The organism is Embleya sp. NPDC005575 (genome assembly GCF_040605455.1).
Lineage (GTDB): Bacteria > Actinomycetota > Actinomycetes > Streptomycetales > Streptomycetaceae > Embleya.
This window is the reverse complement of the sequence record NZ_JBEXCV010000186.1, coordinates 1-14,856: the sequence shown is the minus strand read 5'-3', so window position 1 is coordinate 14,856 and position 14,856 is coordinate 1. Positions and strand designations below refer to the sequence as shown.

The window sequence follows — 14,856 nt, the reverse complement described above, 5'->3', positions numbered from 1 at the left end:
GACCGGTGCGCACTGGCCGGCCGGCAACCCCACGGTCGAACTGTGCGACGCCTTGGGCGCGGCGTGCTCCATCACGGCGAAAACGACAACGAGCGTCGACCCAACATCGCGCACATGTAGTCTATGAATCGTCGCAGTTCAGAGCCGGTTCACGAGCTCCTGCGGTCGGTAAAATCGACGAGATCCACCGCCTCAACCCGCGCACCACCACCGGGGTTGAGGCCGTCGACCTGTTGAAGGATCTGACGGAGCGCATCGGGGCGACGTTCGTGTTCGCGGGCATCGACGTGGTGGCGACCCCGTTGTTCGGTGGTGTGCGGCGGGCGCAACTCGCCGGGCGCGCCACGGTCGTCGACTGCGGGCCGATCCCCCTGTGCGGCGGGAGCGGGCGGACGCCGTTCCGTGATCTGGTCACGGCGATGGAGGCGTGTCTGGACCTGCGGGCACACCGCTCGGGGACACTCCCCCGCGCGGCGTCGTATCCCCCGCGCCCGCACCGGCGGAGTATCGGCAGCCTGGCCCGGCTGCTCCGCCAGGCCGCGATCGCAGCGATCCTCGACGGCACCGAGAAAATCACCAGAGGCGGCCTCGAGGCGATCGTGCTGGACCACACCGCCGAAGAGCACTACCGCCCTCGGGTCACCAGGCGCGTCCGCACCGGCGGCCGCACACACCGACACGGCACGTGAAGGCGACCGGGGCCGGGGCCGGGGCCGGGAGGACTCCCGCGACGCCCCGAGACGAACCCTCGGGGCCCTGGCACCGAACCGGCGTTGCAGGACCGGACAGGCCCGCGGCCGGGGGCGTTGCGTGTGGCGCCCCTGGCCCACGAGTCCACCGCCTCCTGGGTCGGCCGCGTCGCGGCGACGTATCGGCAGAGCGCGCCCGAGTTGCTGGACGGCATCGGCATCACCACCACCGGCGCCGGGATGCGGGGCGCGCACGACGGCGGCACGACCGAGATCCACCTCGACCCGCCGGCGCGACGGCGCCTCGCCGCGTTCACCCGAGTCCCCCACCACCACTTGAGGCGGGCACTCCCCCACCTCGAACGGCCCCGGGACGGGTACCCGGCCCGAACACCGGACGCCATCGGGGCGATCGGGTCCGGCATCGCCTCGTGGCACCGCCTCGACTCACGTGAACAACCCTCGCGGGCGTGCCCGTGGTGCACCCTGCGACACACCGCAGGCACCACCGCACGGGCACGGGTGCACCTTCCCGCCCATCGGGTGTGGTGCCCGCGGCATGCGTGTTGGAGCACCGGCGGGCCCCGGCCGCGGCTCCTGGACACCGGCGGTGTGCCCGAACTCGCCCACACACACCGGGAACACCGGAAGCTCTTGCGCCGGCCGAACGCGAACACCGCCTACACGTGGGCACAGGCCATCGTCACCCGCTGGTACGACCACGAGCTGTATCCCACCGGCCGGTGGCAGGCGCGAGGACACCGCCTGGCAGTGGTCAACCCCGACTGGACGGCCACGCAAGGAAGTTCCTGGGAACTCACCGCCCGGCCCGTGATCATCCACCCCGAAACGATCACCCTCGCTCGCGTCCTCGCCCACACGCGCCTACCGGCGACGCCCCGGCCCGACCGGCACCCGGCCGTGACCGGATTCCTCGGACACACAGCCCACACACTCGGACTCGGCCGCCTCGCGCCCTCACCCGAGGATCTCTTGTGGTCCTGGACCCGCCACCACACCCGACCCCGAAAAAGCCCGCCCCGCGCCGATCCCCCGGACCAATTCCCGGGACCACCCCCCGCGCAGCAAGACCGGCAACCGCCTACGGCATCCCCGAGGCGGCCGTCGGAAAGGACGCGGGGTCAGGATTGACAGGACCTTTCAAAGCAGCCGGGGCGGAGCACCCCGCCGTGTCCTACGCCGTCCTGCCTCAGGGCCGCTGGCCTCCCCTCGATCGAGCCCGGTCCGCCCCCGAGCGCCACACGGCGCGCCCGGCCAATTAGTCTTCGTGCGTCATCCTGATGCCTGAGCAGGCTCCGCATCCGTCGAGCGGTTGCGGAGCCCAGTTGTGCCTGTGAGGAACCTGTCATGAGCGAGCCGCGCGGGGGCGTCAGCCGGAATCATTTCGCTCGACTGCGCCGCCTGCGGTGGGGTCCATGCCCGCGTCGGTCGGCGTTGGGACGCGAGGGCGGCCGCATCGTGACGGCGGTCGTCGGCGCCGCCTCCGGCGAACGGCGCGGTGGTCGCCTGGGCCAGGCGTCCGGCGCGCGTCACGGCGGGGACCCCGAGCCCGCGAAGCCGTCCGGCGTCTCCCCGCCCCGGTGGCGGATATGTCATGTGGCGGTTGCGCTCGCACTACCGCTGTATGTGGGATGGGGCCTCCTGCTGGCCACCGGTGGCGGTGATCTCGCGGCTCAGTACTCCTGGGCGGAGTTCGCCGTGCGGCATCCGGGTACACCGTACGGCCTGTTCTGGTTTGGCGGGATCGACGTCGGCAGCTACAGCGTCCTCTCGCCGCCGCTGATGGCGTTGGTCGGGGTCCGCACTCTCGCCGCCCTCAGTGGGTTGACCTCGACCTGGCTGTTGGCCGCGCTGTTGGTGCGCACCACCCGGAAAGTGCCGACGTGGCCGGCGCTGACAGGGGCGCTGGCGCTGTGGGCCAACGTCGTCTCGGGCCGCGCCACGTTTGCTCTCGGTGTCGCAAGCGCGCTGGGCACCTTGCTGGTCCTCGTGGGGCGGCACACACCTGTGTGGCGGTTCGTCGTGGGGGTCGTGGGGGTGGGGCTGACAGTGCTGTTCAGCCCCGTGGCTGGTCTGTTCCTTCTCGTGGCGGGCGCGGGGTTCCTGCTCGACCGGCAGTGGGCGAGAGGCCTGGCCCTGACCGTACCGACGGGTGTGGTCGGTGGGTTGGTGACCGCGCTGTTCCCGTCCCACGGCCAACAGCCCATGGGAGCCGAGCGGATCATCTTGCCGGTCCTGGCCGGCGTCGTGGTGGCGTTGACGGCACCGCGCGACTGGCGCGAGCTGCGGGCCGGTGGCGCTGTCTACGCCGTCGGTGTGGTGCTGACCTGGCTGATTCCTTCGCCGGTGGGCACGAACGTCGAGCGCCTGGGCACGCTTTTCGGCGCGCCCGTGCTGCTGGCAATCTGGTTCGAGCGGAGACGGCGAGGCCCGCAGCCCGGGAGGTCCTTGCTCCGAGTCGGTGGTGACGCGTCCTTCCGCACGCGCTTGTGTGCCGCGGGGCTGGCGATGTGCGCGATCTGGACGGCGGTGGCGACGGCCCGAGATGTGCAGGCGCATACGGAGGTGCCCGGCTGGTCGCGGCACACCGCCGGGGTCATCGCCGAGTTGGACCGGCTGGGCGCGTATCGCGGCCGTGTCGAAGTGGTCCCCACCGGCTCGCACCGCGAGGCCCGGGTGTTCGCCCGATATTTCCAGGCGGTGCGCGGCTGGAACCGCCAACTCGACATGGAGCGCGGCCGGTTGTTCTACTCGGAGGAGCTCGACGAGGCGAGCTATCGGGCGTGGCTGAACGATTGGGCGGTCGGCTACGTCGTCCTGCCGCACGCCCCACCGGACGGCTACGCCAGGACCGAGGCCGCGTTGATCCGGTCCGGCCGCCTGGGCTCCTGGCTGGAGCCGGTCTGGAACGATGCCTATTGGACGGTCTTCCGCGTCCAGGACGCCGTGCCACTGGCCACCGCCCCCGCCGAAGTACTCCGTGCCGGCGACGCCGACATCGTGCTCAAGATGCCCCGCCCGGGAACGGTCACCGTCCGTGCCGCCTACTCGCATTGGCTGTATTCCGACGGCGCCTGCCTGCGCGCGAGCGGCCCCTGGATACAACTGACCGCTTCGCGCCCCGGAATCTACCGGATCACCTCCAGCTACTTCCCCCCGGATGGCTGCCGAACATGAGGTTTGCGGCCGGGAGGCACTGACGCCGTCCCACATCCCCGAGGTCGCTCAGCCTTTCGTCCTCGGTCCACGCTGATCGCATGGATGACACAGGGGATCTGCACAACCTGCCGAGGCCGAGGTGGAGAATCCACGAGACCGCGATCATCGGGGGCTCACGCGAGGACGAGCTCGTGATCGCGGCGGGGTTCCTGCGGGTGGCCGAGGCCGGGGCACGCCAGTGGATCGAGCACGGCCCGGACGATCGTCTGCCGATTCCGATCCTGTACAACTGCCGGCACGGTATCGAGCTGACGTTGAAGTGGCTGATCCGGCTGACCGCACGATGCGCGGTGCGCTCCGGATACACAGGCTCGGAGAACCTCAGCTCCTCCGAGCCGGACGACAAGCTGCACACGCACAACATCGAGAAGTTGGCGGACCGGCTCGACCGATACATGGGACTCCTGGAAGTCGATGCGCCGAACAATTGCATCGACGGTGCGTCTCGGGAACTCCTGGACTGGCTCGACAGCGAGGACGAGACCGGCGAGACCGGCGAGACCTACCGATACAGCACCGTCGGAGTCGGCGCGAAGAAGGCAGCGGCACGCCCGAACCAGACGAACATCAACTTCTACGAGCGGGTCAATGAGGTGCACAAGCCCGCCAACCTGCCGCAAGCGGGTTACACCGGGTTTCTGGACAACCACGAGCAGATGCGGATCGACTACTACGCCGACATGCGTGACATCCACGCCGGGATCGACGCCGACATCGACTTCGCCCCGGACGTCGATCACTACACGGGTCTGTGAACCCGGGCGGTCTCCGCCCTCAGGAAGCCACCCATGGCTCGACCAGGCCACCCGACCTTCGCCTACGCCGCCGACGTCACTTTCCCGCAACTCCGCCGGGCGTGTTCCATCCGTTCGTCGCCGGTTCAGGGACCACGGCGATGGTCGCCGAGCCGCCCAGCACCTCGGCCGTGAGGGGCACACCGGTCACCTCCTCGGCAAGAGCGAGCAGCATCGCGGGCGCGTGGAAGACGTACTCGGGCTCGTCGTCGTGCAAGTCGTCGCACTCGGGGCGGGGGTCGGGGTCGAGGCCGATCCTGCGCGTGGCGTCCACCAGGCGGTCGGGTCGGCTGCCGAAGCGCGTGTCGGCCTCCAGCGCGTCAAGTCCGTCCGAACGTCTCCGTCGACGATGTGGGTGAAGTGGTGGTGCGCGAGGACGTTGGTGTAGACGGAGACCAGTTCGGTCCCGGCCGACAGCGCAGCCGCCGCGTTCGCTCCCAGGTCGTGGTGACAGTCGTCCTCGATCGCCAGGGTCCAGCCGCCGAGGTCGTGCACGCTGACCAGCCGCCTCGAGTCCGGGTGACAGGAACGCTCCTCGAGTGTCATCGACCTTGCCGTGCGTGGATCGGCGCCGTATCGGCGCAGGACCTCGTCCGGCTCCGGGCCTCGGACCAAGGTGATGCGGTAGTAGAGGGGTAGTCCGGATCCACCGATCCACCTGTACGACCGGTGACCGACACTCATGCGTCATCCTCCCGGTGGTCCTCGGTCTCGGGTACGGGCGAGCCGGGCGGCGAGTGGGCCGAGCCTGCCGGGTCGGGCGGACATCGCGCCGCGGGGCCACGATGGGGCCGGTGTCGAAAGAGCCTCGGCAGGCCCGCGCATGGCTCCGCGGTCGCGGCGACGAGACCGCCCCGGCCGGTCGAGGGGCGTCAGGGGTTGAGGGCTTTGTCCCGGATGTTGCCGCTCTCGCCCCAGGTCCACAGCCACCCGCGCAGTGACGTCGCATGGTGCAGGCCGTCGTGGGGGTCTTCGCCCGGGTCGGATTCCCAGTCGTCCGCGTCGTAGAGAAGCATCGGGTTGTGGACTGCGATCAACGAGAGGTGCCACTCCATCGAGCAGCCGCCTGACGCGAGGGAAGAGCCACGGCGCCGGCATCCCGAGCTCGCGGTCACGTCGCGCGAACCGCGGACGGCCAATCCATCGGATGTCCCGGGCGCGCGATTGCTGCGGTCGATGGCGCGAGTCCGCCCTTGGGGCCGAAGCCCCCGTCGACGCCTCGGTGCGGACGACGGAGCAACTTCCTCGAGACGGTCGTCACGCCGACCGGTTTCACGTTCGGTGCGGGTGATGGATCTCGAGTCGCCCTCCTTGCTCGCCGTCCTGGGCGCCGGCGGGGGGCTACGGGGCAGTACATGGAACGCGGCAAACCCGCGCGTCGGCCCGAACTGCTGAACCAGGACGACCACGTCATCCTCAGCACCTACGGGTCCGAGTACCGCGGCATCGTCCAGTACTACCTGCTGGCCGGCGACGTCTTCCGACTCGCCCGGCTGCAATGGGTCATGGAGACCTCGATGCTGATGACGCTCGCCAACAAGCACCGCTCGTCGGTGTCGAAGATGGCCCGCAAGTACGCGGCCACCATCGAGACGCCGCACGGGCCACGCAAGTGCTTCGAGGCCCGCGTCGAACGCACCGGCAGGAAGCCACTGGTCGGACGGTTCGGCGGGATCCCGCTACGACGGAACAAGAAGACGGTCATCAACGACCGTCGGCTGGCCCCGGTCAACACCAAACGCAAAGAGTTGGTCACCCGGCTCCTCGCCGGACGGTGCGAGACATGCGGGCGGATCGACGAGGTGGAAGTTCACCACGTCGCCAAGCTCGTGGACCTCGGACGACCGGGCAACCGGCCGCCGTGGGCAGATCTCATGGCCGCGCGACACCGCAAGGCCCTCGTGGTCTGCGGGACTTGTCACACGGACATCCACGGCAAGAGACCCGTCGCAGCACTCACGGAGTAGTCACTGGAGAGCGACGTGCGGTGACAAGTCGCACGCGTCGTTCGGGCTGGGGGCCGTCGGAGAAGGACCTGCTCAGCAGGCACCTCGCCAACGGCCCACCAGTACTCTCTGGAGCAACTTGTGCGGCAAAGGCCTGGCCGAGGTTCGATCCCACTCTGCCTGCTGGGCGACCGCGGTGAACCCCGCCCGGCCCGGAGGCGTACGCGAGCAGACCACTCGCGAGCGCTGGCAACAGGTCCACCATCTGCTCTATCAGGGCGTGGGCATGCTCGAATGCGCCCGTCGCCTCGACGTCGCGCTGAACACCGTCAAGCGGTACGCCCGCATAAAGGAGCCCACCGGCGACCGCCGCGCACCCCGTTACAAGCGCACACTCGTGGACCCCTACCGCGACCACCTGCGCAGGCGTCGGGCCGAGGACCCTGCGGTGCCCGTCACCCACCTCTTGCGCGAAATCAAGGAACTGGGCTACACAGGCAGCGCCAACCTGCTGGTCCGCTACATTACCCAGGGCCGGGCCGAGGGCGACAAGCCAGTCACCACCCCGCAGCGTTTCGCCCGCCTCCTGCTCACCCGCCCCGAGAACCTGCGACAAGGACACCGAGTTGCTGCGGGAACTCACCACAGCCTGCCAGGAGATGGCCGAACTCGCGCGCCTCACCCGCGAGTTCGCACAGCTACTGACCCCAGCGGAGGGCAACGACGCCAAGCTCACCGACTGGATCGCCACGGCCCGCGCGGCCGCTCTGCCCCACCTTCACTCTTTCGCGAACGGCCTCGAACTCGACCGCGCCGCGGTCGACGCCGGCCTCACCCTCCCCTTCCACAACGGCCGCACCGAGGGCGTCAACACGCGAACCAAGCGGATCATGAGGCAGATGCACGGCCGAGCCGGGTTCCCCTTACTCCGCCGGCGCATCCTCCTTCAGCAGTGATCACTACACAGCGCTACCACCGATTACGGGACAGAGCCGAGTCCTTGATAGTCCCTCGGGACGCGGCCCGTGACGGGTGTCGGGCGACGGTGACCCGAGCTCACGCCAGACTGAAGGCGGTGGCCTCTATTTTCGGCCGGGGTTCCGGCGCGGCGGTGCCGTCGCGTAGCGCACGGTCCGGCTCGACGAGATCGGTGGGACGCCCTCGCATACCCGGTAGTCGGCCTGGGCGGTACTCCGGGCGGCAACATCTCACGGCCCCTGTTCACGCGTGGTTGCCATCGGGTCCGTCTCGGGGCTGTGTCGTTTGGGTTCAGGGCTTCGGGCTCTCCTCCAGCCAGGTGGGACCTGTGACCAGGGCCTGTAGCTCGTTGACGAGGCGTGTCGAGTGGAACCCGTCTGCGGCGGCGTGGTGCACCTGCACTGCCAGGGGGAGAAGGACCCGACCGTCTCGCTCGGTGTAGCGGCCGAGCGTGCAAATCGGCGCGAGGTGGTCCCAGCCGTTGCCGATGTGGAGGTTGAACCCCGTGAGATGCCCACGGCAGGCTCGACACATCGAACGTGTTGGCCGGCGGCGCCCCCTGCGGGAAGAACTCGGTGGCGGGGGTGGCCGGGGCGAAACGGTCCCGGCGCAGTTGCTCGGCGGCTTTGGCCTCGGTGCGCAGGCGGCGGGCGCGGGTCGCTCGGGCGTGGCGCAGTGCGGCGCGTTGTTCGTCGGTGGCCTGGTCGGCGAGGTGGGCTGTGCCCAGGCGGTGGCCGTCTCGGGTGGTGTGCGTTGGCCGATCCGGCGGCCGGTCCGTTGGATGCCCTGCCGGTGGGACGCCGGCGACTAGAGTGGGGCGGTCGGATCGTCGTGAGGGAGGGTGTGGGGTGACTGCCGAGCCCGAGTATTCGACTCCGGTGATCGCGCGGCCGGAGGGCACGATCGAGGGCGTGCGTGCGGCGATCGCGTTGTTGGCGCCGCACTGGCTTCCCGAGATGGACCGGTCCCAGCGTGAGGCGACCGCGAGGGCGTTGGAGGTCAACCGGCTCGATCCGTTGCGGGGCTGGTTGCGGCACTGGGCGGCGATCGCGGAGATCGAGCGTCACCCGGACCTGGCGTTCCGCTACCACCACGCCGAGCAGGTCGACACCGTCAGCGACGACCCCCGGGTGCGTGCCCGCGGTGTTCGGGTCGCCGGCGAGTTGTTGCGGGCCGCCTACGCCGCGGTGGGCGTGTGAGCTGGGGCTGGGAGTACGAACCCGACCAGGCGAGCGTGGTGGGCGGGGCGCCGGAGGCGTTCGTCGCCCTGGTCGAGATCGCGGTCGCGGAGATCGTCCGCGCGGCCGAGGCCCTGTATCTCGACGGGACGCTGTACGAGGGCCCCAATCCCCGCGCGGCAACCACCTACATCGACGACGGCATGTTCGTGTACCTGATTGTGGTACGCAGCGAACGCGTCTACGTCCTGCAGACGACATACCTCCCCTCCCACTGACACCTTTACGTCCGCATCCGCACACCTTGGGCGGCTTGTGTATGGCTGGGCAGGGCGGCGAACAGCATCCGATCCACGCAGCGGTTGAGGTTCTCGATGCTGCCCTTCAGGTGGGGGCTGTAGGGCGGCAGGACGGTGATGTTCGCGTCCAGGGCGGTGATCGCGGTGGTCGCGGTGCGGGAGAGGAAGTCCCGGCCGCGGTCGAAGCGCGCGTGCTCGGGTACTCCACCGGCCGGGCCGTAGGGGTGGGTGCGCACGATCGCGGAGCGCAGCGCGGCCAGGACCGAGGCGCGCGTGGGAGGGCCGGGTGTGACGGCGACGCCGGTGATCGCCGTGGTCGCGCAGTCGATGAACCACGTGACGTGGGGGTGGACGAGGTCGCCGTCGGCGTTCACGCGCAGCGGGGCCTGGACGTGGTCGGCTTCCCAGGTGTGGTTGCGCCAGGTCCGGGGGCGTTTGGCGAACACGTCCAGGGCCCGGGCCGTTTCGGGGCCTTTGCGGTGACCGGCCCGCTCCCCCGCGGTCAGATCCCGGCGGAGCGCGCGCAGGAACGTCGACGGCGACGGCACCGGGTCCAGCAACGGAACCGCCGATGGCGGGGCGCCCCCGGGAACGGTGCGCCGCTCGACCGGGGCGGTGGTGAGGCGGGCGAGGCGGCGTCGCCGGCCGGCGTCCCCGGCCTGGGGGCCGTGTGGGCGCGGGCGACGAGTTCACGGTGGACCGCGGAGGCGTTGCCGCGCCAGTACGCCGGCAACACCCGGATCTGCGGGGTGATCTCGAATCGGTCGCCGTGGCGGACGCCCGGGTGTGCGGCGGTGGCGGGTGTGGTGGTGGCATCGGCCGGCCAACACCATACGGTGCGGTCGGAGACGTTCAGGCACTGTGCCGTGGTGTCTTCACCCGGACCGAATTCGGGAGGGTACGGGGGCGACTTCGTACCGGTCTCGATCGCGCGGATCGAAATTCGGGTGCCGTCTGGAATCTCGTCCCGGTTTGATGTCGGTGTGGCGCTCGGCGGCGCGGTACCCATACCTGGTTCCTAACGCATTCGCTGCCGAGAGCAGCAGTTTCCCGTTCCCGGCAGAGGCGGACACGATGGTGGATCGAATCCGTGACGACCGGAGGCGTCGCGTCCTCCTGGACCCGGACGGCCACGGCGGGGGCTGGATGTTCGTCGTCGTGGCGGCGCCCACGGGCGTCGTCTATCAGAACCAGGGCGGCGGCCACTCGTGTGCGCTGTACGAGCAGGAGGGCTACCTGCTCCCGCTCTTCGGGACGGACCTGGACGCGGAGTTCGAGGAGATCTTCGTCGGTGAGCTCCACGGGTGGGGCATGTGCGGCGAGAAGTGGGCGGCGGAGTTGCTCGACCGACTGCGGGCCGCCATCGGCTCGCTCGGCGTCTACGGCGCCGACCGCCACGAGGACCTGTATCCGACCGCGCTGATCCTCGACGAGTCCCGACTCCCGGAGGCAGCCGAGGCGTGGATCCCCGTCCTCAGCGGCACCGCCGGGGCCGGAACACGCTGATACGGACGGATTCGGCGGGTGGCACCCACGAGTTCCTCGCGTGGCTCTCCCGGCGGGGTCGGTGGTTGTCGTACTCGGTCGGGTTCACGATCACCGACCGGATCCACGCGGCGATCCTCGCCGTTCCCAAGGCCGCGTGGACACCCGCCTACGACGCCGACGGTCGTCCGCGTGAGGGCGCGTGGGTCGCGGAGGTCACCGACATGCTCGACCTGTCGGGGTGGCCGAAGGGCATGCGGGTGGTCGTGCGCAGGGAACGCCCGCACCCGGGCGCGCAGTTGCGGATCACCGACATCGACGGCAACCGCTGTGTCGCCTTCGTCACGAACACCCGCGGTGGGCAGCTCGCGGACCTCGAACTGCGTCACCGCCGACGCGCCCGCGCCGAGGACCGCATCCGCCAGGCGAAGGCGACCGGCCTGCGGAACCTCCCCCTCCACGGCTTCGCACAGAACCGAGTGTGGTGCGAACTCGTCGCTCTCGCGTGCGAGTTGGTCGCGTGGACGCAGATGCTCGCCCTGGCCGGAGACGCGCGGCGGTGGGAGATCAAGAAGCTCCGTTTCCGTCTCTTCTCTGCCGCGTCCCGCGTGATCCGCACCGGCCGACGCGTCGTCGTCCGCCTGCCCGACCGATGGCCCTGGACCCGACACATCCTCGACGGAATTACCCGACTCGACCGACTCGCCGCACCCACCTGACATCCGACCCGAACGCCCCGACGAACCGAGAAACACCCCGAAGACGTGGAACCCGGCGCCCACCCGACACGACAATCGGGCCACCGGCATACCCAAGCTTCGAAAAGGCCGCACCTCACAAGCACAGAGCCCCCATCAGCGAACCGACGAGGACGCATGTAGGGTCGGGGGCTGGCGCGGTGGCAGAGTACGTCCGCCCCGTTTCCAGCCCCCGCCACATCGAACCGTGCATGCGGTTCTCCCGCACACGGCTCACCGACGCCGTTCACCACCGGCATTCGGCCTACCCCGCCAGTCCCGGAAGGGCCTGGGTGCAACGACGGTCCCGTGCAGGCCGATCAGACCCGGTCGGCCGTGTGAGGCGAACGCCACCACGGACCAACCGAACGCTCGGCTGCGGCGATGTCGCTTGGCGAGGAATCCCGCCAACCGCATCCGTGCGTAGGACCCGATCTTGTCGAAATGCCGAGCCGAGTTCCCGAACCGGAAATACGCGGCCCACCCGCGCAGGAACGCGTTCACGTCCTGCACGATCACATCGACGGGAAGCAGCAGTCGGCGCCGTTCCGTGAGTTCACGGATCCGGTCGCGGGCATGCTGCACGGCCTTGTTCGCAGGCCAGCGGGCGAGGAAGGTCACCGGGCGCTTCCCATCCCGGGACCGGGAGACCACCAATCGGTGGTGGAAGCCGAGGAAATCGAGCCCCTCACTTCCCACTTCGAGGTGGACGATCCTGGTCTTGGCCGCCTTCGGCTCCAGGCCGAGGTCGGCCAGCAGGAACGTCAGCCGCTCCAAGGCGGCTTCGGCCTGCTGCCGGGTCGCACACATCACCACCGCGTCATCGGCATAGCGCACCAGCACTCCGTGTCGCCGAGTCTCCCAGGCCCGATCGATCCGGTGCAGGAAGACATTGGCCAACAAAGGGGATACCACCCCGCCCTGCGGAGTACCGGTGACCGGCCGGCGGACCTGCCCGTCCTCCATCACTCCGGCCCGCAGCATCGCGCGCAGAAGCTTCAAGACGGACCGGTCACAGACACGCTCCTCGACCGCGTGCATCAACTTCTCGTGGTCAATCGCCTCAAAGCAGTTGGCGATGTCGGTCTCGACGATCCATCGCCGCCCCCGCCAGGACTCGTCGATCAAGACCTGGAGGGCATCGTGCGCGCCACGCTCGGGTCGGAACCCGAAGGAGCACGGCAGCATGTCGGCTTCGAAGACCGGTTCGAGCACGATCTTCAGCGCCGCCTGCACGATGCGGTCGCGAACCGCGGGAATCGACAAGGGCCTTTGCTCCAGGGTGCCGGGCTTGGGAATGAACACCCGGCGCGCGGGAAGCGGCCGCCACCTGCCGTCCCTCAGCTCCACGGCCAACTCTTCGAGGAGTCGGGTGACCCCGTACTCCTCGACCTGCCCGAGATCGACCGAGTCGATGCCCGGCGCGCCGTTGTTGCGACGCACCGTCGACCACGCACGCGCCAGGACGTCCCTGCGGTGGACCTTGTCCCCCAGCGCGTGGAACCGCCGTCCGGGATCGGCCTTGGCCGCCCGGTAGAGCGCATGTTGCAGGGCACGGACCGGATCCGAGGGAGAACGTCCCCCGACGGCGGGAATAGCCACGCGGGCACTCACCGAGCCCCTCCACTTCAACACGACGCATCGACGAAGCAGCGGCCCTTCCCTCACCGACGGTTGTGTTGTCCGTCCGGCTCAAGCAGTACTACGGCCGCCTCCGACGCCCACCCGACCCGCTTCCCCTTCCCGGGGTGCACCCGGTTATAGGTCGCGATGCTTCCGACAGCGCTCTTGCCGCAGGCTGTCGGGCCGGGGAGGGCCTCCCCGGTTCCCGTCGTCACCGTCGAAACGTTCCGTGTCCCATACGCCGGGGAGTCCTTCGCGGCTGCCCTCCAGGGTCTTCACCGCTTCCATGGCCTTCGCCCTGATTTCGGGGGCTCGGCTCTCCCTGTCCCCACCCTCACGGGCGGGCCTCTAACGACGCCGCAGACTTCGCGTGATGCTACGGACCGCTCCTTTGCTCCCCCTTCAAGGGCTTTCGACGCTGGACTTCGACGCCGGGCGTTTCCCCCCGACGCCGCCAGCCTGCTACCGGGCCTCCTGGCAGCTACCCGGACCGGACTCACACCGGCAGGCGACGACGAGCTTACGAACCAGCGATCAACCAACTACACGGCCAACCTCCAAGTCCTGCTGGGCGTACGAACGATCGAGGCTAAACGCAGATAAAGCATCTCATTTGGAGACTTCCTGTAAATATGCGCTTCCAGGGAATCGATGACCAGGAGAATCAAATATGCCAGTTCGCGCATCTCGACCGCAAAAGACCCGCTTCGGCACGCCGGACCCGCGCTTCCCCGAGGGCGGGAGCCGGGCACTACGCCCGGGGCTGACATCCGGCCCGGTACCCTCCAAGGACGGCCATGGCCTTGATGGCTTCTTGCCGGTCCTGCGAGCAGCACCGGGCGTGGCCGGTCGGCGCGATCGGCCTACGCCGGATCAAGATGCTCGAAGCACAGGAATGGTGTGGAACACCGAGGACCGCCCACGCCCAACGCACCCCGAACGCGGACGACTTCCCGTGGGCACCATCGGTCCCCGCCACCGCAATGCCGTCTCCCCGAGCACGCTTCTGAAGTGCGGCCCCGCGCCGAAGGTGCATCGAAGGTGCGTGAAGGGTGCGATGGAAGGTGCACGGCATGGCCGAGTGGTAACGCGCGGGGACGTCCGGCGGCCGGGTCCGGTGCGCGACCGGCCGCCGGCGACGTCGTTGAATCCGCGTGACCACCTCTTCGCCCCGCCCCCTCTTCACCGCCACCGTCGCCGTCGCCGTCTGCCACCTGTGCGAGGACCAGGCCCCGGCCGACGACGAGCCGGCCGTGACCCTGCGACCGGCCCACGGATCGCCCCGGCCGGTACGACTGTGCGCACGTTGCCGGAGCATCCGGCCCGGCCGCGATCGCGGCGAACTCGTCGCCGACGACTGGACCTGGGCCTTCCTCGAACGCGAGGTCACCGCCCTGGGCAGGGACCACGGAGCCGGCCGATGGCTGCCCTATCGCGACGAACTCCACTGGGCACAAAACCTGCACACCGCAACCTGGACACAAAGCACCGTCGAACACGCCCTGCGTGACGCCGAACCCCACGTGAGCACCGGGCGCCTGGTCCACGTCGTCGAACCCCTCCCCCGGCTGCTCGCCCTCGTCAACGACGGCGACCCCGCCCTCCGCACCCTGCGCCGATTCCTGAACAACATCACGGCGGGACCGGCGTAGCCGTCGGCGAGATGGTCCTTCCACGGTTCGGGCGGTGCGCCGGCTCGTAGGGTCACCCGGACGGGCGACCCCTGCTCGTGGCCTTGGCCCTGCCGGGGCGGTTGCGGCGGTCCTGCGGGTCACTCCCAGATGGTGGCCTCGAAGGTGACCGCTTTGCGGGTGGGGACGGCGGTGATGCGCAGGTAGGCGGTGTGGCCTTCCTCGGTCTGGACGCACACGCGCATGCCCTGGGCCA

At 69.7% G+C, this 14,856-nt stretch carries 12 protein-coding genes and 4 pseudogenes; 11 read left to right on the top strand and 5 right to left on the bottom strand.

Annotated features, from left to right (window positions below):
- Positions 1-233 precede the first annotated feature (233 nt).
- From ABZS54_RS37270 to ABZS54_RS37255, 4 genes are all read left to right on the top strand, one after another.
- A complete protein-coding gene (locus ABZS54_RS37270) occupies positions 234-689 on the top strand; it encodes an ATP/GTP-binding protein (protein ID WP_355546380.1) in 456 nt (151 codons plus the stop codon).
- A 123-nt stretch (positions 690-812) separates the two neighbouring features.
- The gene (locus tag ABZS54_RS37265) at positions 813-1,841 is read left to right on the top strand and encodes a TniQ family protein (RefSeq protein ID WP_355546378.1); all 1,029 of its coding nucleotides are present in this window, start codon (positions 813-815) and stop codon (positions 1,839-1,841) included.
- A gap of 465 nt (positions 1,842-2,306) precedes the next feature.
- Positions 2,307-3,887, top strand: coding sequence for a hypothetical protein (locus ABZS54_RS37260; RefSeq protein WP_355546376.1), 1,581 nt, complete (start codon positions 2,307-2,309; stop codon positions 3,885-3,887).
- Between the two features lie 80 nt (positions 3,888-3,967).
- Positions 3,968-4,684 (top strand): hypothetical protein, encoded by a 717-nt coding sequence (locus tag ABZS54_RS37255; protein WP_355546374.1) that lies wholly within the window; start codon positions 3,968-3,970, stop codon positions 4,682-4,684.
- A gap of 76 nt (positions 4,685-4,760) precedes the next feature.
- Here ABZS54_RS37255 and ABZS54_RS37250 read toward each other — a convergent pair.
- Positions 4,761-5,407: pseudogene (locus ABZS54_RS37250) on the bottom strand (DUF6461 domain-containing protein).
- A gap of 188 nt (positions 5,408-5,595) precedes the next feature.
- On the bottom strand, positions 5,596-5,778 hold the full coding sequence (locus tag ABZS54_RS37245) for a hypothetical protein (RefSeq protein ID WP_355546372.1): 183 nt from the start codon (positions 5,776-5,778) through the stop codon (positions 5,596-5,598).
- Positions 5,779-6,072: 294 nt separating this feature from the next.
- Here ABZS54_RS37245 and ABZS54_RS37240 point away from each other — a divergent pair.
- Both ABZS54_RS37240 and ABZS54_RS37235 read left to right on the top strand, forming a co-directional pair.
- Positions 6,073-6,690 (top strand): annotated as a pseudogene (locus ABZS54_RS37240) (group II intron reverse transcriptase/maturase); the annotation flags it as partial.
- 106 nt (positions 6,691-6,796) lie between these two features.
- Positions 6,797-7,625: pseudogene (locus ABZS54_RS37235) on the top strand (transposase); the annotation flags it as partial.
- Between the two features lie 313 nt (positions 7,626-7,938).
- Here ABZS54_RS37235 and ABZS54_RS37230 read toward each other — a convergent pair.
- On the bottom strand, positions 7,939-8,181 hold the full coding sequence (locus ABZS54_RS37230; protein ID WP_355546370.1) for a CatA-like O-acetyltransferase: 243 nt from the start codon (positions 8,179-8,181) through the stop codon (positions 7,939-7,941).
- Positions 8,182-8,495: 314 nt separating this feature from the next.
- On the opposite strand from ABZS54_RS37230, the gene ABZS54_RS37225 reads away from it, so the two are divergent.
- Both ABZS54_RS37225 and ABZS54_RS37220 read left to right on the top strand, forming a co-directional pair.
- Positions 8,496-8,846 (top strand): hypothetical protein, encoded by a 351-nt coding sequence (locus ABZS54_RS37225; RefSeq protein ID WP_355546368.1) that lies wholly within the window; start codon positions 8,496-8,498, stop codon positions 8,844-8,846.
- On the top strand, positions 8,843-9,103 hold the full coding sequence (locus ABZS54_RS37220; protein ID WP_355546366.1) for a hypothetical protein: 261 nt from the start codon (positions 8,843-8,845) through the stop codon (positions 9,101-9,103). Before ABZS54_RS37225 ends, ABZS54_RS37220 begins: the two co-directional genes overlap by 4 nt.
- Positions 9,104-9,108: 5 nt before the next feature.
- Here the strand turns inward: ABZS54_RS37220 and ABZS54_RS37215 are convergent, their stop codons facing one another.
- Positions 9,109-9,672 (bottom strand): hypothetical protein, encoded by a 564-nt coding sequence (locus ABZS54_RS37215; protein ID WP_355546364.1) that lies wholly within the window; start codon positions 9,670-9,672, stop codon positions 9,109-9,111.
- A 526-nt stretch (positions 9,673-10,198) separates the two neighbouring features.
- Here ABZS54_RS37215 and ABZS54_RS37210 point away from each other — a divergent pair.
- Both ABZS54_RS37210 and ABZS54_RS37205 read left to right on the top strand, forming a co-directional pair.
- Complete coding sequence (locus ABZS54_RS37210; RefSeq protein ID WP_355546362.1) at positions 10,199-10,630, top strand: DUF6210 family protein; 432 nt, start codon at positions 10,199-10,201, stop codon at positions 10,628-10,630.
- Positions 10,597-11,328 (top strand): annotated as a pseudogene (locus ABZS54_RS37205) (transposase); the annotation flags it as partial. The gene ABZS54_RS37210 and the pseudogene ABZS54_RS37205, both read left to right, overlap by 34 nt.
- A 252-nt stretch (positions 11,329-11,580) precedes the next feature.
- On the opposite strand, the gene ltrA reads toward ABZS54_RS37205, so the two are convergent.
- A complete protein-coding gene (ltrA, locus tag ABZS54_RS37200; RefSeq protein ID WP_355546360.1) occupies positions 11,581-12,948 on the bottom strand; it encodes a group II intron reverse transcriptase/maturase in 1,368 nt (455 codons plus the stop codon).
- 1,175 nt (positions 12,949-14,123) lie between these two features.
- On the opposite strand from ltrA, the gene ABZS54_RS37195 reads away from it, so the two are divergent.
- On the top strand, positions 14,124-14,621 hold the full coding sequence (locus ABZS54_RS37195; protein ID WP_355546358.1) for a hypothetical protein: 498 nt from the start codon (positions 14,124-14,126) through the stop codon (positions 14,619-14,621).
- Positions 14,622-14,856: the final 235 nt, after the last annotated feature.